The organism is Vibrio sp. C8, from assembly GCF_054051265.1.
The window spans coordinates 204,334-228,346 of sequence record NZ_JBPAOE010000011.1; the positions used below are offsets into that span (position 1 = coordinate 204,334).

Below are 24,013 nucleotides of genomic sequence, written 5' to 3' on the forward strand. Positions count from 1 at the left end.
TCTGTTCTTGAGTAACAGTACAAATACAATGGCGGCTTTATTGTATCTCAGCTTTGCAGCAATACAGGTTACTTTAGTGGTAAGTAAACATCGGTTTGCAAAGCGTTTTTGTCGGTGTCTGGAGCAATATTTAGGTAATGGAAAAAACAAGGTTTGCCACTTGGCTGTTCGCCGCTGGTGGGTAACCAGTTTCTATACAGCTTATAGACTGTTTGGCTGATCAGATCCAAACTGCCGTAGTGTCTTAGTACGGCACATTTGCCACCTTCAAGGACTCCGTTCACCACTCCGAAACGGTTGTCAGGAATGTCTTCTTCAACACTTCCTGCGATATCAAAACGGAAATTTTTGTTGTCCGTTTCGTTAGGGTCACTGTGTGGAATACCGAAGGTGTCACTGGTTGCGATAGGGGACAACCCCGTTTCTTTACGCCATGCTACGAAATTTTCTACACTCTTCATCAACTGCTCAGGAGCTCCTTGATGAGTATAAATGGCTACTTTTCTCGGCGTAAATTCAACAATTCGCACTTGCACTGTGGTTCTCCCGACTTTTCTTTATTCAACAAGACTATAAAAGAAAAGTGACAATAAATCTGTCTCTCGGGTCTTAATTCACGCTATGAGAAAGTTATTATTCCAGTTCACCGGATCTAGAGAAAATTTCTAGTTTTGCTAAGTATGGAGAAAGATCGCCAATGTTTTTCACTACCCAATCGGCGTTGTAATAGGTATCAAGATAACGTTCTCCGCTGTCACACAACAAAGTCACTATAGAACCCGTTTCACCTTTGCGTTTCATTTCACAGGCAAGCTGCAATGCACCATAGAGGTTGGTTCCGGTTGATGCACCGGCTTTTCTGCCAAGAATACCTTCTAACCAGTGAACGGTTGCGACACTTGCTGCGTCGGGGATCTGTAGCATTTCATCGACGACATTGGGAATAAAACTAGGTTCTACACGTGGGCGACCTATGCCCTCAATTTTGCTGCCGCAATCTAGTTTGATGTCTGGGTTACGGGTTTTATAGAAATCGAAGAACACCGAGTTCTGCGGGTCTACAACGCACAATTTAGTGTCGTATTGTTGATAGCGAATAAAACGCCCGATAGTTGCGGAAGTGCCGCCAGTTCCCGGACTCATCACAATCCATGTTGGTACAGGGTGGTCTTCCATTTTCATCTGGCTATAGATGCTATCTGCGATATTGCTGTTACCACGCCAGTCTGTTGCTCTTTCGGCATAGGTAAATTGATCCATGTAATGACCATTCAGCTCTGCTGCTAGGCGGCGAGATTCTGCATAGATCTGATCAGAACGGTCGACTAAATGTGCCTTACCGCCGTAAAACTCTATTTGCTCGATTTTTTTAATCGCCGTGCACTTCGGCATGACGGCGATAAAAGGCAAACCGAGCAAGCGAGCAAAGTACGCTTCTGAAACAGCAGTACTGCCAGAAGAGGATTCAATAATTGGGGTCTCTGGACCAATCCAACCGTTACAAATGGCATAGAGAAAGAGCGAGCGGGCAAGGCGGTGCTTTAGGGAACCAGTTGGGTGGGTACTTTCATCTTTCAGATATATATCAATACCCTGTAAACACGGTAAATCAAGTTTGATTAAATGAGTGTCAGCAGAACGTTGATAGTCAGCTTCGATTTTTCGAATTGCACTATTTATCCATTGATGATCGGTACACATGTTTTTTCTCCCTAAAGTTTATATTCATAATCTAGCGATTTATCTGGAGAAAAACTTTGCTAATTTTTTCGTGTTTGTTTAATTTTGGAGAAAATAATTCTCTCTAAGTGGGTGTTTGTATGGCTTTGGATAAGGTTGACCGCAAAATATTGGCAATATTGCAGCAGGACAGTACGGTTTCACTGAATGATTTGGCAGAAGCGGTGAACTTAACGACCACGCCATGTTGGAAACGTCTCAAGAAGTTGGAAGAATCAGGCATCATTTCTAAGCGCGTCGCTTTGCTGAATCCAGAATCACTGGGCCTATGTTTTACCGTGTTTGTTTTGGTTCAAACCAGCGATCATTCCCATGAGTGGTATCGGAAGTTTGTCGCAACCGTGGAAGAATTCCCAGAAGTGATGGAGTTTTATCGTATGGCGGGGGAGTACGACTACATGATGAAAGTGTTGGTCAAAGACATGAAAGACTATGACCAGTTCTATAAAAAACTGGTCAACAGTGTTGCAGGTCTTAACAACGTGACTTCAACATTTGCTATGGAATCGTTGAAATACACCACTGAACTACCGTTAGGCCATTGATCTTGCTCAATCCTGGAGATAGTTAACCGAATATCCAAGCAATGAGCAAAATAACGGACAGCATCACGCCAAACGCTTTAAGTAACGGTTTGATTTCAGTCGAACCACCTTTCGGTGGTTGGTTACAACAGCCCATAATTTCCTCCGATTAGGTTAAGGATATACCACTACTGTAATCCTTAACCTAAGGGGAGAGTAAAGAAGGAATTATTGTTTAAATCGCATTACGCCTTCTTGAACAGCAGTGGCGACTAAATGGCCTTGTTGATTGTAGATTTCGCCACGCACTAAGCCTCGAGTGTTGCTTGCGGTTGGGCTTTCAATGGCAAACAACAGCCATTCATCCATCTTAAATGGTCGGTGATACCAGATAGAATGGTCGATGGTTGCCACTTGGAACTTAGGTGTAAGTAGTGTGAGCTGATGCGGGTGCAACGCCGTAACTAAAAATCCCCAATCAGAGGCATAACCCAAGATGTATTGATGAATAAGCTGATTGTTCGGCATCTGGCCGTTGGCTTTCATCCACAGATATTGTTTAGGCTCTGCTTTTTGTGGTTTGAGAGGATTGATAACCGTAACAGGACGAATTTCAATTGGTTTTTCACCACACAGCATTTTTTGAACCTTTTCAGGAAGCAGATGGGCTATCTGAGCGGCTAGTTCGGATTCTGAAGCAAAGTTTTCTGGCCCTGGGATTTCCGGCATGGTGTTCTGGTGCTCAAAACCTTCAGCTTCTCCATGATAAGAAGCGGTGAGATAGAAAATAGGTCGTCCGTTCTGGATTGCTTTAACTCTTCGGGTACTGAAGCTTCTGCCATCACGAAGGTTTTCAACATCATAGATAATTGGTTTTTCTGAATCACCCGGATATAGGAAATAGCTATGGAATGAGTGAACAGTACGATCAGGATCAACGGTGTAATGCGCAGCAGAGAGCGCTTGCCCTATCACTTGTCCACCATAGACTTGGGGTAATCCTAAGTTCTCGCTTTCTCCACGAAATAAGCCTTCTTCCAATTTTTCTAATTGCAGCAAGTTCAATAACTCTTGCAGAGGTTTACTCATAGCTTGTTACCCTTTTCTTATGATTCTTTGTCTGACGCTATTAGTTTGTTTATCGAGTCAATTGTTTGTCAATAGCTGACCTAATGACGTGACTGCCATAACCTATGTCGGCTAATATGCAGTTAACGTGTTGATTTAAAAACACAGCTATTGAATGAGTACTAAGTATATTAGTGGTAACTGAAGCAATATGACAGCCTAGGATACTGAATCTATACTGATTTGTATGAAATTAGCTTGGTCGAAAGACCTTATAAGAGAGGCAAAATGAAAAAAGTAATACTATTGGTAGCATCGTTGGTGGTGGGGTCTATATTTATGGTCGGTTGCCAAAGTTCTGAGGCGTCAAAGCCACAACAAAAAATCCAGTCTATCACTGGCACGGTCGCTTACCGTGAGCGAATTGCCTTACCAGATGACGCACAAGTCACGGTTGTATTGCAAGATGTATCGAAAATGGATACTGCAGCAGTGGTGATTGCAAAGCAGCAATTTATTACCAATGGTCACCAGGTCCCTTTGAGTTTTGATCTGGCATACGACAGCACTAAGATTCAAGAAAAACATCGTTACAGTGTTTCTGCTCGCATTGAAGTGAACGGTAAACTGCGCTTTATTACTGATACTCAATATGCAGTTATTACCGATGATAACGCGACGACACATGTTGATTTGCGATTAATCGGTGTAGGTGCGAAATAAGCCTACTGTAATTTTAAATACGTGAATAGAATGGCAGCTTTAGGGCTGCCATTTGTATTTTTTAAGAGATATTTTTCCGTTGCTGTTTACGGCAATACCTTCTGCGACTAAATGCTCTCTTTGCCGTTCCCAATCCGGTCCTGTCAGCGAGATCTCACCTTTGCTGTTAATGACTCTAAACCAAGGCAATTTACTTTCTTTAGGGAGGTTGCCGAGCGCTTTACCCACATGTCGTGCATATCCGGGATAACCAGCCATTTTCGCTATCTCACCATAGGTAGAAACTTTCCCTTCGGGGATTCGATAAATTACGGTGAAGATATGTGATAGAAATTGGTCCATACTGAGTCAGTCCTAGTCTAGATTTATCAAGGATCGGTTTAAGGAGTGGGGGGGTTATTTTCAACTTTTCTGTTTAGTACTGCAATGTTAGTGAATGCAAATACTGCGGTACCCGACTTTGTATTGGTAGCTTAGGTAAACTACTTGTCCGTGACGACTTGGTTAACGGATTCTATTTTGCGCTGTTCTTATGATCAGGTTGAACGAAAAGACAGCGATTAAAATCAAATCTAGTGCAAAAATATGCCGTACGGATTGCAAAAAGCTTTATGCAATCAAAGTCAGTTTCGATACTATTATTCGATACAAAAAATAAGAATTATTAATAACAACGTCTATGTCCAGAGCCATGCTCATTTGCGGTTGGTTGTTGGTGCTTTTGTGTTCTTCGCAAGTACTTGCCGCTAATACAAATGATTCACATAAAGTCTATTTCGTCGCGACTGAAGCTGACGATGTAGTTTCGCGCGTCATTTTTGATGACGTTGCATACCGCTTTAATATTGATATTGAATATGTGAATTATTCGAGCTTTGACGCCATTCTAAAATCTGTTGAAGCCGGGATCAGTGACTTCGCAGCTAATGTGACTTATACCCCTGAGCGTGCTGAGCGTTTCGATTTTTCTCGCCCGACCAACATTGAATACACCTATCTATTTAGTAAAACCAACCATCATTTGGAAGATATGAATAAAGTAGGGGTACCTGCGGGTACTATTTATGGAGAGCTCATTCATCAAAATTATCCCAATATTGAGTTGATAGATTACTACGGCTCAGTGGAAGCGACATCGCTACTTAAAAATAACAAAGTTGATGGTGTGGTAGATGCGATAAATCAACTAAAGCCCATGCTATTAGCGGGGTTCGATGCTCAACTTCTTAACGACAGAATATCTATTCAGCCTGTATCTATCGTGACACCAAAAGGTGAAAACAAAGAATTACTGCTTGAAATCGAACTTTACGTTCATTCCGCACGAGTGCAGAAGTTGCTTCGTGAATCTATTCAAAAATATCAATTTGATATTCGTAAGCATGCTTTACGCCAAGCTGTGATAGACAGTGGCTTGAACATTCAGCGCCCCTTGAAAGTGAAGTTGGAAAACGTCAGACCTTATGCCATTTATCATCAGAATGGAGGAGTAAGTGGTATCAGTGCCGATACAGTTTTTCGTGCTTGCGACATTTTGCTGTTGAAGTGTGAGTTAGCCAGCAAAGCGAACGAAACATGGGAGAGCATGTACAACGATATTCGCCAACAACACATTGATATTATTGCCCCACTGACAATCACCGAGCAGCGTAAACGTATCGTTAATTTTAGTGAAAGCTACTACCATCCTGAAGCCGTGATGATCAAAAGAGAAGGTTATAAGGATTTTGTATACAGCAATGTGTCTGAACTAATCGCAGAACGTATTGGCGTAATCAAAGACGACTTCTTTGCAGATTTACTGCATCGAATGCTTCCATATAAAGAACTGCATACATTCCTCACGCAAGAAGAACAAATCGAAGGGCTGCTGACACAGCAAGTTGACTACATTGTTATGAGCCGAGGTAATTTTAATCTCTTTTTACGTGAATCCGATCAGTTGTTACCTTTTGTTGAGGATTCAATGATTGGTGGCTTCTATAAGTTTGATGTGGCTATCGGTTTTACCAAAACGCCTTTGGGCGAAACTTTAGCATCGCTGTTTAGCCGCGCGATTAAAATGATGGATACGCAGAAAATCATAAAAACGTATGATTATCAGCCCGATTGGCGAGCAACCTTAGTGGTAGAAAAGCGCTTTACTCGTCACAGTCAATGGTTATTTGCGACCGCATTTGGCCTATTAGTTATCGTTGCTTTATATCTACACAAACAATCAAACACCGATAATTTAACCAAACTGCGTAATCGTAGAGCTCTCTATCGTCGATACAGTAGAGGGATAGCAGGTAAAACATCCGTTGTTTATCTCGACCTGAATCATTTCAAGCAAATCAACGACAATTATGGACACGAAATTGGTGACAAGGTGCTTAAGCAACTCGCGCACAGAATCCAACAAGTGTGGCAAGGGCACACTTATCGAATTGGTGGTGATGAGTTCATTTTAGTTGGCAATATAAAACGTGACCAGTTGGAAGATATTCAAGCTTATCTGCAACGTTTCGTGTTTGTTGATGTTGAGCGTGATGTGAGTTTCGATGTGACAGTGGCTGTGGGCGTTTCAACAGATCGAGATAGCTATATGTCTCTGCAAGAGGTGTTGCACCAAACCGATCAAGCGATGTATGAGACAAAACATCAAAGAAATGTAGTAACACCGATTCGAATAAGGCATCGATAAACGAATCAGATTCATTCGATTTGTTTAATTGATGTCCAATTGGTTCACAATCAAAGACATTACTAGGATTTAGGCTTGCAATGATGAAGTCGATGCTTGATAATCCTTCCCACTCTTTGGCACGAACCAAAGATGCTCTATGGGGGCCCTGGTCCTCCCGCAACACTAGTTCGTAAACCTGGTCAGATCCGGAAGGAAGCAGCCACAGCGAATGACGTGTGTGCCGGGATGTGGCTGGGGCTTCCACCCATCTAAAACCCGCTAATTTCTTTTTTATCCTCTATCTAACGTAACTAGACTGAATAGAAGTTTATCTCTCATTTACTTTCAATTTTCGGATTAAAGCGTTCTTGAAGGACTCTCAATACCTCAAGGCAATGGGCTATCACAGTATGGTTGTCACCACTCATATATGCGGTGGTAATAGCACCTTCTTTTAGCACACATATTGATTCTAATAATATCGGGTCTTTACTGCGAAGATGCCTTTGAATTACTTGGCGTACTTGCAGTTTGTGCTGGTTACAGAAACGAGAAATTTCACAACTAGTATCGCTAAATTCTGCGGATGTATTTATAAAAAAACACCCTCTGAATTCTCCCAACGCAGGTTCTTGATTATCAAACCAACTGGCTAACGACTTGAATAAGTTTTCGATGACACGGGCATCGGAGTCTGAATCGGAAAGCTTGCTTTCTAGCCAGTCAATAAAACGTTCATGACGTTGGTGTAAAGCCGCTAATATCAGCGCCTCTTTGCTATCAAAATCCGTATACAACGTTCTTTTCGCCACACCCGCGGATTTCAGAATTTCATTGATCCCTATGCTGTTGATTCCGTTTCGATAAAAAAGCTCTAACGCTGTATCGACTAATATCTGACGTTTTTTACTCATATGCACGCTCCTTTGAAAACTATGTTGACATAAGTAGACCACTCTGTCTATTTTATAAATGTAGACAGAGTGGTCTACTAAAAGGAGAGCAATTACGTATGAACAGTATTATTTTGTCAATTATTGCAGGGGTTGGAGCAAGTATTGCTATCGGTACATTGTCTTATTTTGAGCATACTTTTTACGACATCGCTTTATTGATGGCACCATTTGGTGCTACCACGGTGCTGGTGTTTGGTGTTCCAGATAGTCCATTGGCTCAGCCAAAAAATGTGATTCTAGGACATTTGTTAACAGCTTTTGTTGGGGTGTTTTTTGTTCAGTATGTTGGCGTATCGCCAATATGTTTGGCCTTGGCCACAGGAATTGCGGTTAGTCTGATGCTGGTAACGAAAACAACGCATCCACCAGCTGGCGCTAATCCACTGCTAATTATGTTGTCGGGACAAAGCTGGGGATTTTTGATTAGTCCAGTTTTGATTGGGGCTGTCGTCATTGTATTGGTTGGCAAAAGCGTTGGTATTGTAAGGCAGAGATGGATTTTAAATAACTCCCAGTTTTGATAGCCAATAGTGCAAGGGTAACCAAATCTGAAGTTTAGGTGAGATCGTGTTCTGTTTTTGAATGGACTCACCTTTGTTCCATTCTGCTCATTCCTACACAAAAAGATAAAGAAAACATGAGAACTGACGGCAGCATTTGTCGCTGCTGTATTACTATTTACAAATCAATCAGTTAATGCTGAACGTGATTCATCAAACATTAATAGGTTAAAAAATAACCAGTTCAATGAACTGAATCACATCTATTTGTTCAGCACTTTGATCCTCAACCTTTTGTCTGCAATTTTGATAGCTGAAACGATTCAGCTTAAATGTCAGAAAAATTATTTAAAGGATCAAACTATGAAAATCAAACCGCTTATTGCAGCTCTTACTTTGGTTGCACCGCTTTATGCTACTGCAGCAGAATTTACCCTAACAGATACTGCAACGCATACTTATGTTGAGAATTGGGAAATTACCAACCAAAAACTTGGTTTTGGAACTATCCCTTTTAGCATAGAAAAAGTGCGCTTACACGGCGGTAAGCAAGAAGGCGTTGACGTTATTGTCATAAAGAATGGTGAGCTAGAAGTGACCTTAGTACCAACCAGAGGTATGGGTATTTTTGATGTTAAGAAAAACGGAAAGCGAGTGTTAGGTTGGGATTCACCAGTAAAAGAAATTGTTAATCCGGTCTACATTGATTTAGAAAGTCGTAACGGGTTAGGTTGGTTGGATGGCTTCAACGAAATGATGGTGCGATGTGGGTATGAGTGGACGGGCCACCCTGGGGTAGATGAAAACGGTCAACTGCTCAGCTTGCATGGACGGGCTCAAAATACCCCTAGTTCAACAATTAAAGTTATTATTGGCGATGAGGCTCCACATACTATTACTGTCGAAGGTGAAATTTCGGAAAGGACATTTAAAAAAGCCGAATTGGTTACGAAAACGTCGTTTTCTATCACTCCGGGAGAGAACAGTTTCTCGCTCAATGATACTTTGACCAACAAATCTGATTACGACGATGAATACCAAATTATTTATCACTCTAACTTTGGTAGCCCAATTTTGGAAAAAGGTGCAAAAGTGTATGCCGCTGCCAGTGAAATTTCTCCCTTTAATAGCTACGCAGATAAAGGCTTGAAAGATTGGCAAACTTACCTAGGCCCAACTAAAGGGTATGATGAGATGGTTTACAATCTAAAACCTGTCGCAGATAAGAGCGGAAACACGTTAGCTGTGTTACATAACAAGGCTGGCAACCTAGGTGTATCAATGCAATACAATACCAGCCAGTTGCCAGTTCTGACGATTTGGAAAAACACAGATACTTTACAGCAAGGTTATGTTACGGGAATTGAACCTGGTACCAGTTACGCATACAACACCAAGTTCCAACGTCCTCTGGGCCTAGTCCCGACGATTCATGCAGGAGAAAGCAAACATTTTGATCTAACGTATACCGTATTGTCTTCTTCAGCAGAAGTGGATAGTGCGGTTGAAGGAGTGAATAAACTTCTTGATGGTAAAGCAGTGAAACAAGTGCATGAGCCAATTGTCGATCTAACTAAAGTTCAGTAAGCCATAGTGCTTCCATTGATGCAGAGGGGAGTTCGTATCCTCTCTGCTATCTAGCTTTTAAAATTGACATATATGGAAAATCACATATATGATATTTCGTATGTAATGGAAGCTGAAATCTTTTTATGTCTTATCCAATCTCTCTCTACAAAGCACTTTCAGAAGAAACTCGCCTTAAATCTATGCTTTTGATGCAGAAGCTGGGGGAGTTGTGTGTATGTGACCTGATGAAAGCGCTTAATCTTAGTCAACCGAAAGTCTCACGACATCTTGCAGAGTTGCGAAAACATGACCTCGTTCTTGATGAACGTCGAGGAAAGTGGGTTTATTACCGAGTTAATCCAAATATAGAACCTTGGGTTAAACAAGTGTTGGAGCTTACGTTGCAAAACAATTTATCGCTAATTGAGCTAGAGCTGGACAGTATCAAAAGTAAGCCATGTTCAAATGGCACGGTTAGCTAATATCGGTACAAAACATATTTACAAATTAGTTTAATTTGAAGGGGATTCTATGAGTAACATCGTAGGTTGTGAGGAGGCCAGTGCCTCCCAAAAAAATGAGTTTTTTGGACCGGTATTTAACGCTGTGGATTTTTCTTGCGATGGCTGTCGGCGTAGGCGTTGGAGTATTGTTCCCTCAAGTTGCTGAGTGGAACGAGACTATGTCTGTGGGTTCAACGAATATTCCTTTGGCTATTGGCCTTATCTTAATGATGTATCCACCTTTAGCAAAAGTGAATTACAGCCTGTTGGGAGAAGTGACTCGCGACAAGAGAGCAATAACACTTTCATTAGTTATGAACTGGGTCATCGGACCGATTTTGATGTTTACCCTTGCCATCATTTTCCTGAGAGATCAGCCGGGCTATATGGTAGGGGTAATCCTTATTGGCCTCGCTCGCTGTATTGCGATGGTTTTGGTGTGGAATGATATCAGCGGCGGTAGCAAAGAATATGGAGCGACGTTAGTTGCTTTGAATAGTGCATTTCAAATTGTGACTTACAGCTTTATGGCGTGGTTGTTTATAACTGTCTTACCACCTTACTTTGGACTGGAAAGTTTTGTTGTGGATGTGACGATTCTGGATATTGCTCAGAGTGTACTCATTTACTTAGGTATCCCATTCCTAGCTGGTTTCTTAAGCCGTAAGTTGTTGGTATCTGCAAAAGGTGAGCAGTGGTACAACGATGTGTTTATTCCTCGCATTTCACCAATTACACTTATTGCGCTTTTGGCGACTATAGTGCTGATGTTCAGTCTAAAGGGCGAGATGATCATTGAGTTGCCAATGGACGTTTTCAGAATAGCAGTGCCACTTATCATTTATTTTATGGTGATGTTTTTTGCTAGTTTTTACTTAGGAAAACGATTAGGTATTCCTTACGATCAGAACGCATCAATCGCCTTTACTTCATCTGGGAATAACTTCGAACTTGCTATCGCTGTTTCCATCGCAGTGTTCGGCTTAAACTCTGATCAAGCTTTTGCTGGTGTTATTGGTCCGTTAGTAGAGGTTCCTGTGCTAATCGCATTAGTTAACGTAGCCCTAAGAATGAAGCGGAAATACTATTCTTAAGTAACCTAGCAGGGACTTACGGTCTGAGTAGTTACGCAGAGTCAGAGATGTATCGAGTTCTTGCTTCACGTGACACACGGTGCAAATTGTTACCCGCCTGTTTGGAGGGGGAAGATAGAAAACACTCCTCTTCCCAAGAACTTAGAAAGAGGAGCGAGTGTTTAACTAGACTTTGAAATATTCCAGTTCATTCGTTTGAGCTTCAGCTAACTGTGCAAGTTCTGTTGAAGCTTGCAGAGTTTGATGGATAGCGGAAACATTTCGGTTCACCAAATCAAATGTGTTGGTGATGGACTGAGAAATTTCTTCGGTTACCGCAAACTGTTGTTGGGATGCGGTGGCAACCAAAGTGTTGATATCAGAAATTGACTGTGAAGCCGCTGCGATTTCTTCAAATGCTGCTTTGATTTGATCTGCCAGAGCGACGGAGTCTTCGATTAAATCAACGTTTTCCATCATGTTCTTGTTGGCTTTTTCAGACTGCCCACGCAATCTTTCAATTATCTTCTGAATGCTGACCGTTGATTCTTGAGTACGAGTAGCAAGAACCCTGACTTCATCGGCGACAACTGAGAAGCCGCGACCTTGTTCACCAGCACGTGCAGCTTCAATTGCCGCATTTAGGGCGAGCAAGTTAGTCTGTTCAGAGATGTTATTGATAACTTCAGTAACACTGCCGATTTCCAAAACCAACTGGCTGAGCTCACTGACAATGCTTGCTGTGTTGGTCACCGATTGGCTGATCTTATCGGTCAAGACGATGTTTTGTTCGAGCGTTTGTTTACCGCTTACTACGCTACCTTGAGTTTTTCTAGCTTCATCTTCTGCCATGACGGCTTTGTTGCTCACTTCTTGCGAAGTAGAAGACAGCTCGTTGATCGCAGTCGATACCTGCTCCATTTGTTGCAATTCATCTTGAGCGTTGTTTTGTGTTTCATTCATCACAACGTTCAGCTCTTGCGCTGCAGAGGAGACATTTTCTGAAATGCTCAACGAGTTTTTGATCAATGTGGACAACTGAGCCGATAGGTTGATAAGAGAGAGGTAAATACCCGTTTCTTTACCCGTTTTAGTAAAGTTGTGCGAAAGATTACCCGTGGCCATCTCTTCCATTAGCGCTGCGATTTCATCAGGAGCTCCACCGACGGGCCTTAACACTAATTTATTGATGATCATCATCAATACGCCGCTGGCCAAAACAATACAGATTAATCCGGTTATTGCAGCGTAAATAAGCTGGTCGTTCGCACCTTGTTCAATTTCACTGTTCGGTGTGAAGGTAACAAAGTTCCAGCCGCTTACTTCAAGGTGAGTCCAGAAAGCAGTAAAATCAACGTCCTTTCCTCTCACTACTGCGGTGTAGCCTAGCTCTGGATTTGACTCACTGAACTCTTTATATCGTGGACGCTCATCAAAGATATTTTTACCAATAAGCTCAGGGTAAGGAGAGTGTAAAATTGAACCGTCGTGAGCATAAAGGAACATGTCTTTTTTATCTGCAAAGGTACCTAATACAGCATTTGCTTTGACATTAGCTGTAATTGCAGTTTCATTATTCAGCTTGTAAATAACCGCAATAACTAGGTTTCCTGTAGTCGCAGATTTAAATGGTTCAGAGACGTAGAACTCTTTGCCTTGGTTAAACACGGCATTGTAGTAAGAGCGGTTCATCTCTTTAGCGTTGAAAGGCAGTTTTTCACCATCAGAACTGAATAAGCTGCCATCACTGGTCAAAATTGACACGGATTCACTGACATCTTGTTGAACGCGCTGCAACGTTTTTAGCTGGCGGATAACATGTGAGGCTAAGCTGCCTCCTTCTGTATCACCTTCAAAGGTGCTAAGTGCTGCCAATTCACTGCGGTAACTTTCAAACTTGGCATTTAGAGTGGCTTCAATTGTTGCGTTGTGTTCGCGCAATAATTCTTTATGTTGATGAATGCTTTCATTTCTAAAAGCTCGGTAATCTAACGCTGCTATCAGTATCACAATAGCGGCAATGAGCAGACTCAATGTGCCGATAGTCTGTAATTTGAATCTATTCATGATCCCCTCATTTGGCAATTTGCAATCTTTAAATATATACACAATGTATGGATAATCTATTTGTGCCGACTATATATTTTTTGTCATTAATTCGGTAGGCAAAGTTTATAGAGTTTTCCTAAAACATATTTTGGGTCAATTTAAGAGCTAAACCTTATGTGAAACAAGGGGCTTATGGTGTGTATATATAGAACTTAAATAGAAATCAGCAAGATCAGAAAAAGCCAACGAGTGAAAACAATTTGTTAATAATGTGATGTTAGTAGCGAACGATAAACATGCTCATAACCAATGCTTACAGCAACAAAAATTAATAACGCGGACATCAGAAAATTGAAGATTTTGAAATACATTGGGTTTTCAATGCGTTTCCCCATCACCATGCCAGCCAAGGAATAACTGCCCGGTGCGCCAAAGGCAAGAAGGGCTAAGCATGCAGACCAAATGACAATCGCACTGCCACTAATACCCGCCGCAGGAAATTGAATGGTTGAAATTGGCATAGTGGCAACCAGTGCTTTCGGGTTAAGCAGTTGCATAAACAACCCGTTATTAAAATTCAATACAGACACGTTTGCTTTATTGTCCGTAATATTGATATTTGCACGAAACACTTTCCACGCAATATAAACAATGTAAATACAACCAATTAGACTGATGTATGGCAGTAGGGAAGGATTAATAAATTTAAGCCCAAGGAAACCGAGAAATATAAAAAGGATCAACATGGCACATCCCACGCCTGCGAAAAAACCAATATGTTCACGAGTTTTACCATTTAATCCACTGTGTAGGCCTAATAGGTTAATTGGGCCAGGGGTGTACATTACACCAATGGCATAAGCGAGAATTTCTAACATTGAAAGCTCCAAGTGTATGGAATTAAGAACAGAGTTGTAGCTGGTATTGTTTAGGTGTCATGCCAAATGTTCTTTTAAAATGACGATTGAGATGACTGTTATCGGCAAAGCCCGATAGTTGTGCGACATGGCTGGAAGGTAAGCCAGTCTCTAAATATTTACGCGCAGCATTAATTCGGCAGTTCAGCACGTATTGATGAGGGGTAATACCGAACTGACGATGAAATAAGCGAATAAAATGATATTTCGACATAGCCGCGGCTTGAGCCACATCATCAATGGAAATATCTTGGTCAATATGGTCGATGATGAAATCTTTTGCTCTGGTTAACAGGCTATCTTTTTTCGACAAAGGTGTATGGAAATCATGATTGAGTTTTCCAGCTTTGCGTACTAAAGAATGCGCGATATGAAATAGCCCGCTTTCAAACTCGATAGTCGAGTGGTTTGACTCACTGACGAGTTGGTGCATTGCCAGAATTTGGTGTCTTAGCACGGGATCATTGAGTAACGGACGGTCTACTCTTAACGTCGCCTCTTTTCCGTAACCTAACGCTTGAAAAAGCGGCTTAAACTCATCGGGATGAATATAGAGCATGACATATTCAAGGCTTTCACTAACACCGGAATGACCGTCGTGCACATCTTCAGGATTGAACAGCAGTACTCCGCCTGCTGGGCTTTTATGGAAAGCGTTTTGGCAGAAAAAATCTTGGCGACCTTTCAGAGTAACGCCAAGGGAATACTCCTCATGTGCATGTTTGGTATAAGAAAAATCGCTCATAGTCGCTTCTAGTGCGGTGACTAGTTGCTTTTGACTACTGCTGAACTGAAAGCGATTTTCTTGTTTGGCACTCAAAACGATTCCCTTAACGTGTGATTCCTATAGTTCCCAGTATAGTTACTCGCTGAATCGAAAACTTGAACAAAATTGCTCATTATTGTTCTTGGACATCAAACTTAATAAATATCCATTTGTCTTGTTACTGCTGCCATTGCAATGCCTAAGGCTATTGCGGTTAACGGTCTTTTGGTTGTTAAAGCGAATATCGCTGTCATCGCCAGAGCGAGTTTTGCTCCCATATCACCTTGTATAAACAGAGGCGCAATAATCGCAACCAACACTGAGCCAGACATCGCCGCAATGAACTGTTGTACTTTGTGATTAATTGGCACAAAACTCATGACAAACACGCCACCCCAGCGAGTGACGAGAGTGACCAGTGCCATAATAAGAATGATTAGTAGAGTGCCAGAACCTGCGGTATCAATGCTCATGTTTTTCTTCCTTCAGAGTAATTCCCAGTAAACCACCGACTAAGGCGCCTGCAAAAACATGGCTGTTTTCAGGTAGATACCAATAAGCTAAAACCGACGCTACGGCAGCGCCACCCCAAATGATCATCGTACGTTGATCTTTCTTACCTTCCAGAACCATGGTGAGCAAGAAGCACGACATCACCATATCGAGACCAAATGCTTTTGGGTCGCTGATAGAACTACCGAAGTACAAACCAAGCCAAGTGCCTGCGATCCAGAAAACCCACATGGTTAACCCGCCACCAAGCAATATGCCCAACGCTTTGCCATATTCTCTGCGATTAAAGGCCTGCAAAGACATCGCCCAGTTGGAATCGGATGCCACCATCATTACGCCATAGCGTTTTAGCGGATTGAGATGTTTTAACCAAGGGTAGAGAGAGGCACCCATTAACAGATGTCTGGCGTTGATAGCAAAAACAGTGACGACCAGCGGAAGAATAGGCACTTCAATACCCCATAAATCCAAACTACCAAACTGAGAGGCACCCGCGAAAACCGTCGCACTCATCAATACGGTTGAAACGTTGTCTAAACCCGTTTGTGAAGCAGCCAACCCGAAAGCGGCACCAAAGATAGCAACAAAGAGTGAGATGGGAAGAAACTTGCGGACACCGGAATAAAAGTGATGCGCAGTAAACTTGATATCGTTTAAATCCGTTTCAGACAAAAGAAGTTCCTTAGCTTACAAAGAAGGCAATTATGCTTATGATTTCTTATGTTGAGGTTGTAAGGAACTTTTTCAATCCATTAACAAAATAAAAACAACCGCGTGTGGGGAACTGGATTACGAGACGAAGTCAGCGGATACTTGGGTTACTCTTTAATATTATTTGTCAGCTTTCCATAGATATAGGCGAGCTCCGCAACAGTATGAGCCGAGAATTTCTTTAACAGGCTTGCTCTGTGTACTTCAACGGTGCGCATTGCAATACAAAGTTCGTCAGCAATACGGATGTTGCGTTTGCCTGAAATAATCAGTCTGAGTATGTCTTTTTCACGTTTGGTTAGCGAGTCGTAACAAGCCTTGGCATCAACCCAGTCGAGTTTGGCCGCAGATTGGGCTTGTCCATCAATGATGGCTTGGACCAGTTCGTCACCTTTTACGGGCTTTTGAAAAAAATGAATTGCGCCTTCTTGCAAAGCGTCGACTGCCATTGGGATATCACCATGGCCAGTGAGGTAAATGATCGCTAAAGGACTGTTTGCTTCATTAAGGATTTGATGAACCTGCTGACCTCGAAGTTGTGGCATTCGGCTGTCCAATATCACACAGCCTGGTTTGGTGATGTCGACAGAATCCAGAAACAGTTGGCCGTCCGCAAATGTAGTCACTTTAAAATCGTGTTCTTCAAGCATAAAGGCGAGCGAATCACGGACGGACTCGTCATCGTCGACGACATAAACAGGAAGTTGTGCATTGATGTGATTCATTAGTGATATTCCTGATGATCCATTAAAAATAGGGCAGCGAAAGCGTAACCATACAGCCGTGAGGTTTTATAGACTGCAACTGAATCTGACCATGGTGGGTTTCCATAACATCTCGGCATATGGCTAACCCTAGGCCAAGTCCGTTCTCTTTGGTTGTAAAGAAGGCGTCGTTTACTTCATTTCCCGCTAAACCCGTGCCATTGTCTGTGATCTTAACCAGCAGGCTGTCCTGATGATACTCAGTTACTACAGTAATTGTCGCTTGATAGTCTTCAGTTTTATGGCGTTGTTGGAAGCTGATACAGGCATCAATGGCGTTATTTAACAAGTTGACGAACACTTGCTGCATTCCCACGGAATCAATGTCTGCGGCAATAACGTCACCTTCCGTGTGGCGCACCAGTAAAACCGAGTGTTTCTGTAATTGGTAATGCATTAACTCTAGAGTGTCGCTTATCAGATCTTCTACATTGTTCGGTTGTTTTTCGATGCTGCGCTTCTTAATGAGGTTGCGTAAACGATGAATAATGGCATCCGCTCTATCCACCTCTTTTTGAATTTTATGAAAGACCGGCACGATATCGTCATTCGGTCTTTGCTTAGAAAGTCTCAATAAGCCACCTTCGCTGTAATTTCGTATTGCAGCGAGAGGTTGGTTGATTTCATGTGCAAGGCTGCTTCCCAGTTCATCGACAATGGCTACGCGCTGAGAGTGTTCAAGCTGTTCACTTTTTTCTTTAAGTCGAGATTGTGTCTGTAACAGAGCCTGCTTACTTTTGCTGAAACGGTATTCAAGCCAAAAGTGATAAGCGTTCAAAACGATGACAAATACAAATACTGCCCATGCCCATTCCTGATGAAATCGCAGCCAACGAAAGGCTTCTTTCCACCAAGGTTCTTGAAATGGGTGGAGGTCTAACGCCTGATAAAGTTTATCAATGGATAAAAGGCTGGCGGGAGATGTCCAGCCAGAGGCTCCGGCAGCAATAGCCGCTTGGCTGTCCGATGGCATTGCCAGTAATGCGCGAGTGACCTGTTTTGCCAGTTTAGAAGATGCTCGCTCGGTTTTTGCAAACGACCAGTTTGGATAAAGACGAGTCGATACCTGACAGGGAAAATCATCTGGTGTCTGCGCATTGATCACTCGATAAGCATTGGCTTCCAATAATCCTTCTTGTTGCATGGATTCGAGTAGGCACACTGGAACTATTGCTGCGTCAACAATCTTGTCTCGCAGTTGGTAGAGATTGGCGTCGATCGGAAAGCCCAGAAAACGAACATTGGCGAAGAAGTCATTCGGGTTGATTCCCATTTCTAATACTTGATAGCGCAGCGTCAGATACCCCCCGAACGCGCGTTCTGAAACCGCAGCCATCGGTTTTCCTGCTAACTCTTCGATTTTGAAATACGGAGCGTCTTTTTGCACCACTACGGCTGAGCCAATGGTGTGATTAAAGTGACCGGTTAGACCGCTGTTGAGGGTGGCTAACCACGACAGTTCAAACTGTCTGCCCAAACGAACCGCTTGACCGGGATTGGTCAGGATAAAATCCATGCTCTGATTCTGAACGGCGGTTGCCATACTCTCTAGATCCAGAGGATGAAGGATAAAGTCGCTATCAGGAATTTGTTGGCTCAGCCAATCCATTGTCGGTTGCCAACGCTGCTGTGAGTACAAGTTGCCTCGTATGGCTAACACACCAATATCAACAGAGTTTTTCTCTGTTGATTGCCCAAAGCTGAACGCAGAAAACAGCAGAGAGATACTTGCCAATAGCAGAGCTGCAATGTGCTGTATACCCGTTCTCATCATCGCCTGAATTGTCCGTTTGAAATCCTTATATGGCTAAGGATAACAGCATCTTACTGCTAGCTACATTTGTTTTAGATCAACTTTGATCTGGGTATGTGGAAATCCACTATATCGGCAAGTGGGGGCTTTTCTGACAATAAACGCAGACCCCTTATAAATTAGCAGGTGAGTGATGGATACGAGCAAAAGACGCTTCATGAGTGCCGTTACTGCTGGCGCGGCTTTGATTCCAATCACGGGTGTTGGAACAGCAACAGCAAGTACCGTGATACGAAATAACCAGTCGCCAGACAGAAAAGGTCAAACCGGTAAGCGTTACGCCATGGTGATTGATTTGCGTAAGTGCGTCGGTTGTCAGGCGTGTACGGTTGCTTGCAGTGTGGAAAACCAAATGCCGATTGGTCAGTTCAGAACCACAGTAAAACAATACGAAGTGACTCTGGAAGATGGCTCCTCTTCAACGCAAAACGTAAAAGCGTTTACCTTGCCCCGTTTGTGTAACCACTGCGACAATCCACCTTGCGTTGCGGTTTGTCCGGTACAAGCCACCTTTCAGCGTGACGATGGCATTGTGATGGTCGATAACAGCCGTTGTGTTGCCTGTGCTTACTGCGTTCAGGCTTGTCCTTATGATGCACGCGTCATCAACCATGACACTTTGACCGCTGATAAATGCACCTTCTGTGCTCATCGTCTTGAAAAAGGATTATTGCCTGCTTGCGTGGAAACCTGTGTAGGTGGTGCACGGGTGATTGGCGACATCAATGACCCGAACAGTCACGTTAGTCAGTTAATTGCAGAGCATGGCGATGAGCTCAAGGTTCTAAAGCCGAATGAAGATACTCGCCCGCATGTGTTCTACATCGGTATGAACGAAAGGTTTGTTCATCCATTGCAAGGGCAATCTGCGATTTTTGAACCGCAAGGAGAACCAGCATGAACATTACCGAAGTTCTCGTTCAACCTCAGGCTGTTGCTTGGCTGCCATGGGCCGTTCAGTATTTCTTCTACATCGGTTCGGCCTATGCAGCAGCGATACTGTTTGTGATTGCGTTAAAGTTTGATCAGCAAAGTAGCCATCGTCTGCGTGCTGCGTTGGTACTCACTATGGCGATTGGTGCCGTAGTCGGCCCGCTTGCACTGACTGGCGATCTTCATCAGCCGGGTAGAGCATGGCATTTCTACCTATATTTCACACCATGGTCATGGATGTCGTTAGGTTCTCTGTTGTTACCTGTGTTTTCCGGCATGGCGATAATCACGGCTTGGTTGTACTTGCGTAATGACTTGATGAAATTAAGTGATAGCCAAGGAAAAGTGTTCAGATGGGTTTCCAAACTGACGCTGGGTCAATGGCAGATCTCTTCCAAGCACATGTTGGTAGTGTCTCTGCTCACCGCTCTTTCTGGATTAACCATTGCGGTGTATACCGGCGCTGAGATTATGGCGGTACATTCTCGCCCTTTATGGAATCAGCCTGCATCGCCATTGTTTTGGTTTGTTTCCGCCTTCTTAGGAGCTGTGGGTTTTACGCTGTTTGTCTGGCTGCTTTTTCCAAACAAAAGTAAGCAATATTCACTGACGTCCTTTGATCTCAATCTGCTAAAAAAAGTGGTCTCATTGAGCAGCGTTCTTTCCCTAGTGCTTGTACCGATTTGGGCGTCGAATAATCAGACGTTTTCGCTATACCTCAGCAATGAGTGGGTGCATCAGCTGGTAATGATTTCAGTTTTGATGCTACTGAGCGTTGTCTGGAGCATGTTTTGTCTGCATGAGCATTACAGCAAAACAGGTTTGCTAGTGCTGGCGTTGTTGGCTCTTGGTGCTGCATGGGTTGTACGTTGGGTCACCATGATGCAGGTTCAGACCATTGCCAAGTACGATATTGGACCGATTCCATATCAGCTCTCATTAGGATCTGATGGCTTACTGGGCATTGTAGGGATGTTCGGTCTATGGCTGGCTCTTGCTCTGCTTGCCAGCGAGTTAGTTTCATCCAGAGCCCCACGACTCACATCTACTCAGCAATAATTAGAGGAACAGTTCTATGGATAATAAACGTCGTCAGTTTTTGAAGTCTGGCCTCGCCGTTGGTGGTGTAGGTGCGTTTGCAGCAGGTTATGCGACCACAACCAAACATATTGTCGAAGGCGTGGTTGAAGGTAAAGCTGGCAGCCCAACTAAGAACATTCATCATGGTAATTCACTTGAAGCTGAATACACGGTCAACGCAAAGGGGAATTTGATTCCCAATCCAAACCAGCGAGTAGCGCCTTCAATGTGTTTTGGTTGTTGGACTTTGTGCGGTTTGCGGGTACGTATCGATAATAATACTGATGAGATTTTACGTATCAGTGGCAATCCGTATCACCCGTTGTCGCACCAAAATGCGATTCCATTTGAGACGCCGGTTAAAGATGCTTATTTGAGTTTGGCTGGTGAAGCGGGCTTGGAAGGGCGCTCTACAGCGTGCGCGCGTGGCAATGGTATGTTGGAGATTCGAAATAGCCCATATCGTATTACTCAGCCTTTAAAACGAGTGGGCAAACGCGGCGAAGGTCGTTGGATTCCTATCAGTTACGAACAACTGCTGGAAGAGATTATCGAAGGCGGCGACCTCTTCGGTGAGGGACATGTGGATGGCTTGCGAGCGATACGTGATGTAAAAACACCGCTTGATCCAGAGAATCCTGAATACGGTCCTAAAGCCAACCAGTTGCTGGTTACTAATGCCTCGAATGAAGGGCGTGACGATATCATCAAGCGCTTTGCTTTCAACAGTTTCGGTACTCGTAACTTTGGCCATCATGGTTCGTACTGTGGTTACGCGTTTCGTGCTGGCAGCGGTGCTCTGCTCAATGATTTAGACAAATATGCCCATCTAAAACCTGATTTTGATAATGCGGAGTATGTGATTTTTATTGGAATGTCGCCTGCTCAGGCGGGTAATCCGTTTAAGCGTCAGGCGCGTCAGTTAGCGCAGGCCAGAACCAGCGGCAAGTTGGAATACACCATAGTGACGCCGAGTTTGCCTGCTGGTTCATCCAGTCTTGCTGCCGCAGACAGAAATAACTGGCTGCCTATCAATCCGGGCACTGACTCAGCTTTAGTACTGGGGATGATTCAATGGATTATCGAAAACCAACGTTACAATCAAAGCTTTCTTGCCCAGCCGGGTGTTGAGGCAATGAAAAAGGCGGGTAACGCTCACTGGTGCAACGCGACTCACTTAGTCATCAGTGACGAAACTCATCCTAGAAACGGCAGCTTTCTTCGCGCTTCGGATATGGGTTTACCGTTTACGGGCGAGCCTCGTTCAGACACTGACCCTTATGTGATTGTTAACGCAACAAGTGGTGAGTTCGCTTTACATACTCAGAATGACACTGCGGCTTTGCTTGTTGAAACAGAGGTCAAGCTTGGAAGCGTATTCGTTAAGGTGAAGTCCTCTTTACAACGTTTGAAAGAAGAGGCGTTCAAATATGATTTGGACTTTTACAGCCAACAATGCGGGATTGCTCAAGAAGACATTATTGCACTGGCTAAGCGTTTTACCAGCTATGGCACGAAAGCGGTTGTCGATACTCACGGCGGCAATATGCATAGCAATGGTTTCTATAATTCGATCACTATTTTAATGTTGAATGCGCTGGTGGGGAACATCAACCTCAAAGGTGGCGCGATGGCGAAAGCGGGTGGTTACCCGACTTCTGAGGATGGACCTCGCTACGATTTCACCAAGTTTGAAGGTAAAGTTGGCCCGAAAGGTATTTTCCTATCACGAAGCAAGTTTCCTTATCAGAAAACCAGTGAATACAAGCGAAGAGTGGCAGCAGGCCAATCGCCATACCCAACACGAGCGCCTTGGTATCCTATATCCGCTCCGCTTTTAACAGAACATTTATCCGCCGCTGTGGATGGTTACCCTTATCGCATAAAAGCGTGGATAAACCATATAGCGAACCCACTTTATGGTGTTCCGGGGCTAAAAACCTTATTGGAAGATAAGCTAAAAGATCCGAATCAGTTGGGTTTGATTGTGTCTGTGGATGCCTTTATCAACGAAACCACATCGCTGTCTGACTATCTGGTTCCAGATACTGTGACGTATGAAAGCTGGGGGATGGCAGGTCCGTGGCATGGTGTGCCGGTAAAAGCAGTCACTGCACGTTGGCCAATTGTTGAGCCTCGCACCGAGATAACAGCGGATGGTCGTCCAATCTGTCTGGAAAATTTCTTGATCGATGTAGCGAAGAAAATGCATCTGGGCGGCTTTGGTGAAAACGCCGTTAAAGATGCAAAAGGGCAGTGGCATGCCATTCATAGCGCCGAAGATTTTTACTTACGTTCGGCGGCCAACTTAGCTTATGTCAAAGGTGGCGTGCCTGAGGTTTCTGCGGAAGACATTGCTTGGTCTGGATTGGAAAGATTACTGCCAGCGATGCAGAAAGTGTTAACACCTGAAGAGATGAAGAGAGTTGCGTTTATTTTTGCCCGTGGAGGAAGATTTGAGAACGCAACGGAAGCCTATAAAGGCGAAGAAATGAAGTATAAGTGGAACCGTCCGGTGGCGATTTGGAATGAAAAGGTGGGTACTTCGCGTAATACCATGACCGGCGAAATGTACACTGGCTGCCCGAGCTGGCATCCGCAAAAACTCAGTGACGGTACGCCTATGGAGGAGAAGTATCCTAAGAGCGAATGGCCAATGTCACTCACCAACTTTAAATCGAACATTCACAGTGCGGTTTCGAACTTGTCACCACGTCTGCATTCGATAAAAGGAACCAATCCGGTCTATATCCATCCGAAGGATGCACAAGATGCGGGTATTGAAACTGGAGATCTTTTTGTTGTGGAAACGCCGAGCGCTCAAATTAAGGCGACAGCAATGGTGCTTGATGGTATTCAACCGAGGACATTGGGTTTCGAGCACGGCTTTGGTCATACCGAATTGGGCGAACGTGCTCACTGGATTGGCAACAAGCAACAGCCTGTAAAAATGAAGACCAGCGATGGTGTTAACATCAACGATATTGGCATGATTGATCCAACCCGAGAAGGCAAAGGCGTTTTGCTTGACTGGGTGGTGGGTGCTGCTGCACGTCAATCACTGCCAGCTCGGATTTATAAAGCATAAAACAAAGTACTTAGTGACTTGCAACACCGCCTTTAGTCGTAGTGATAGAGGCGGT

General features: G+C 43.5%; 21 protein-coding genes, 1 other RNA gene and 1 pseudogene. 11 read left to right on the forward strand and 12 right to left on the reverse strand.

Annotated elements, in window-relative coordinates; translation table 11 throughout:
- Positions 1–68: 68 nt before the first annotated feature.
- Positions 69–536: an AraC family transcriptional regulator gene (locus tag ACRQQK_RS06975; protein ID WP_457510586.1), complete on the reverse strand. Its 468-nt coding sequence runs from the start codon at positions 534–536 to the stop codon at positions 69–71.
- Positions 537–633: 97 nt separating this feature from the next.
- Positions 634–1,701 carry a PLP-dependent cysteine synthase family protein gene (locus ACRQQK_RS06980; RefSeq protein WP_457510587.1) on the reverse strand — a complete coding sequence of 356 codons (1,068 nt, stop codon included), beginning with the start codon at positions 1,699–1,701 and terminating at the stop codon, positions 634–636.
- Positions 1,702–1,820: 119 nt separating this feature from the next.
- Here ACRQQK_RS06980 and ACRQQK_RS06985 point away from each other — a divergent pair, with 119 nt between their 5' ends.
- Positions 1,821–2,285: an Lrp/AsnC family transcriptional regulator gene (locus ACRQQK_RS06985; protein WP_457510588.1), complete on the forward strand. Its 465-nt coding sequence runs from the start codon at positions 1,821–1,823 to the stop codon at positions 2,283–2,285.
- A 207-nt stretch (positions 2,286–2,492) separates the two neighbouring features.
- Here the strand turns inward: ACRQQK_RS06985 and tesB are convergent, their stop codons facing one another.
- Positions 2,493–3,353, reverse strand: coding sequence for an acyl-CoA thioesterase II (tesB, locus tag ACRQQK_RS06990; RefSeq protein WP_457510589.1), 861 nt, complete (start codon positions 3,351–3,353; stop codon positions 2,493–2,495).
- Positions 3,354–3,620: 267 nt separating this feature from the next.
- Here tesB and ACRQQK_RS06995 point away from each other — a divergent pair, with 267 nt between their 5' ends.
- Complete coding sequence (locus ACRQQK_RS06995; protein ID WP_457510590.1) at positions 3,621–4,055, forward strand: YbaY family lipoprotein; 435 nt, start codon at positions 3,621–3,623, stop codon at positions 4,053–4,055.
- A gap of 39 nt (positions 4,056–4,094) precedes the next feature.
- Here the strand turns inward: ACRQQK_RS06995 and ACRQQK_RS07000 are convergent, their stop codons facing one another.
- Positions 4,095–4,397, reverse strand: coding sequence for an MGMT family protein (locus tag ACRQQK_RS07000; RefSeq protein WP_457510591.1), 303 nt, complete (start codon positions 4,395–4,397; stop codon positions 4,095–4,097).
- Between the two features lie 337 nt (positions 4,398–4,734).
- Here ACRQQK_RS07000 and ACRQQK_RS07005 point away from each other — a divergent pair, with 337 nt between their 5' ends.
- Together ACRQQK_RS07005 and ffs are read left to right on the forward strand one after the other, a co-directional pair.
- Positions 4,735–6,741: a diguanylate cyclase domain-containing protein gene (locus tag ACRQQK_RS07005; RefSeq protein ID WP_457510592.1), complete on the forward strand. Its 2,007-nt coding sequence runs from the start codon at positions 4,735–4,737 to the stop codon at positions 6,739–6,741.
- A gap of 146 nt (positions 6,742–6,887) precedes the next feature.
- Positions 6,888–6,984, forward strand: an RNA gene (gene ffs, locus ACRQQK_RS07010) — signal recognition particle sRNA small type.
- A gap of 74 nt (positions 6,985–7,058) precedes the next feature.
- Here the strand turns inward: ffs and ACRQQK_RS07015 are convergent.
- Complete coding sequence (locus tag ACRQQK_RS07015; protein WP_457510593.1) at positions 7,059–7,637, reverse strand: TetR/AcrR family transcriptional regulator; 579 nt, start codon at positions 7,635–7,637, stop codon at positions 7,059–7,061.
- Between the two features lie 98 nt (positions 7,638–7,735).
- On the opposite strand from ACRQQK_RS07015, the gene ACRQQK_RS07020 reads away from it, so the two are divergent.
- From ACRQQK_RS07020 to arsB, 4 genes and pseudogenes are all read left to right on the forward strand, one after another.
- Positions 7,736–8,200: an HPP family protein gene (locus ACRQQK_RS07020; protein WP_457510594.1), complete on the forward strand. Its 465-nt coding sequence runs from the start codon at positions 7,736–7,738 to the stop codon at positions 8,198–8,200.
- A gap of 342 nt (positions 8,201–8,542) precedes the next feature.
- Positions 8,543–9,766, forward strand: a complete 1,224-nt coding sequence (locus ACRQQK_RS07025) for an aldose 1-epimerase family protein (RefSeq protein WP_457510595.1) — start codon at positions 8,543–8,545, stop codon at positions 9,764–9,766.
- 125 nt (positions 9,767–9,891) lie between these two features.
- Positions 9,892–10,230, forward strand: coding sequence for a metalloregulator ArsR/SmtB family transcription factor (locus ACRQQK_RS07030; RefSeq protein ID WP_457510596.1), 339 nt, complete (start codon positions 9,892–9,894; stop codon positions 10,228–10,230).
- A gap of 49 nt (positions 10,231–10,279) precedes the next feature.
- Positions 10,280–11,345 (forward strand): annotated as a pseudogene (gene arsB, locus ACRQQK_RS07035) (ACR3 family arsenite efflux transporter).
- A 165-nt stretch (positions 11,346–11,510) separates the two neighbouring features.
- On the opposite strand, the gene ACRQQK_RS07040 reads toward arsB, so the two are convergent.
- The 7 genes from ACRQQK_RS07040 to ACRQQK_RS07070 all read right to left on the reverse strand — a co-directional run bounded on the left by ACRQQK_RS07040 (position 11,511) and on the right by ACRQQK_RS07070 (position 18,815).
- Complete coding sequence (locus tag ACRQQK_RS07040) at positions 11,511–13,391, reverse strand: methyl-accepting chemotaxis protein (RefSeq protein ID WP_457510597.1); 1,881 nt, start codon at positions 13,389–13,391, stop codon at positions 11,511–11,513.
- Between the two features lie 245 nt (positions 13,392–13,636).
- Positions 13,637–14,251 carry a LysE family translocator gene (locus ACRQQK_RS07045; protein WP_102963428.1) on the reverse strand — a complete coding sequence of 205 codons (615 nt, stop codon included), beginning with the start codon at positions 14,249–14,251 and terminating at the stop codon, positions 13,637–13,639.
- 22 nt (positions 14,252–14,273) lie between these two features.
- On the reverse strand, positions 14,274–15,110 hold the full coding sequence (locus ACRQQK_RS07050) for a helix-turn-helix domain-containing protein (RefSeq protein ID WP_457510598.1): 837 nt from the start codon (positions 15,108–15,110) through the stop codon (positions 14,274–14,276).
- Positions 15,111–15,211: 101 nt separating this feature from the next.
- A complete protein-coding gene (locus tag ACRQQK_RS07055) occupies positions 15,212–15,529 on the reverse strand; it encodes an AzlD family protein (protein WP_102942637.1) in 318 nt (105 codons plus the stop codon).
- Positions 15,519–16,241 carry an AzlC family ABC transporter permease gene (locus tag ACRQQK_RS07060; RefSeq protein WP_457510599.1) on the reverse strand — a complete coding sequence of 241 codons (723 nt, stop codon included), beginning with the start codon at positions 16,239–16,241 and terminating at the stop codon, positions 15,519–15,521. Before ACRQQK_RS07060 ends, ACRQQK_RS07055 begins: the two co-directional genes overlap by 11 nt.
- A gap of 146 nt (positions 16,242–16,387) precedes the next feature.
- Positions 16,388–17,005: a response regulator transcription factor gene (locus tag ACRQQK_RS07065; RefSeq protein WP_457510600.1), complete on the reverse strand. Its 618-nt coding sequence runs from the start codon at positions 17,003–17,005 to the stop codon at positions 16,388–16,390.
- A 22-nt stretch (positions 17,006–17,027) separates the two neighbouring features.
- Positions 17,028–18,815, reverse strand: a complete 1,788-nt coding sequence (locus tag ACRQQK_RS07070) for a sensor histidine kinase (RefSeq protein WP_457511099.1) — start codon at positions 18,813–18,815, stop codon at positions 17,028–17,030.
- A gap of 175 nt (positions 18,816–18,990) precedes the next feature.
- Between ACRQQK_RS07070 and dsrO the strand changes: the two genes are divergently transcribed.
- The 3 genes from dsrO to ACRQQK_RS07085 are packed head-to-tail and all read left to right on the forward strand — an operon-like array spanning position 18,991 to position 23,958.
- Positions 18,991–19,758, forward strand: coding sequence for a sulfate reduction electron transfer complex DsrMKJOP subunit DsrO (dsrO, locus tag ACRQQK_RS07075; protein WP_457510601.1), 768 nt, complete (start codon positions 18,991–18,993; stop codon positions 19,756–19,758).
- Positions 19,755–20,849, forward strand: coding sequence for an NrfD/PsrC family molybdoenzyme membrane anchor subunit (nrfD, locus tag ACRQQK_RS07080; protein ID WP_457510602.1), 1,095 nt, complete (start codon positions 19,755–19,757; stop codon positions 20,847–20,849). Before dsrO ends, nrfD begins: the two co-directional genes overlap by 4 nt.
- A gap of 16 nt (positions 20,850–20,865) precedes the next feature.
- Positions 20,866–23,958 (forward strand): molybdopterin-dependent oxidoreductase, encoded by a 3,093-nt coding sequence (locus tag ACRQQK_RS07085; protein WP_457510603.1) that lies wholly within the window; start codon positions 20,866–20,868, stop codon positions 23,956–23,958.
- Positions 23,959–24,013: the final 55 nt, after the last annotated feature.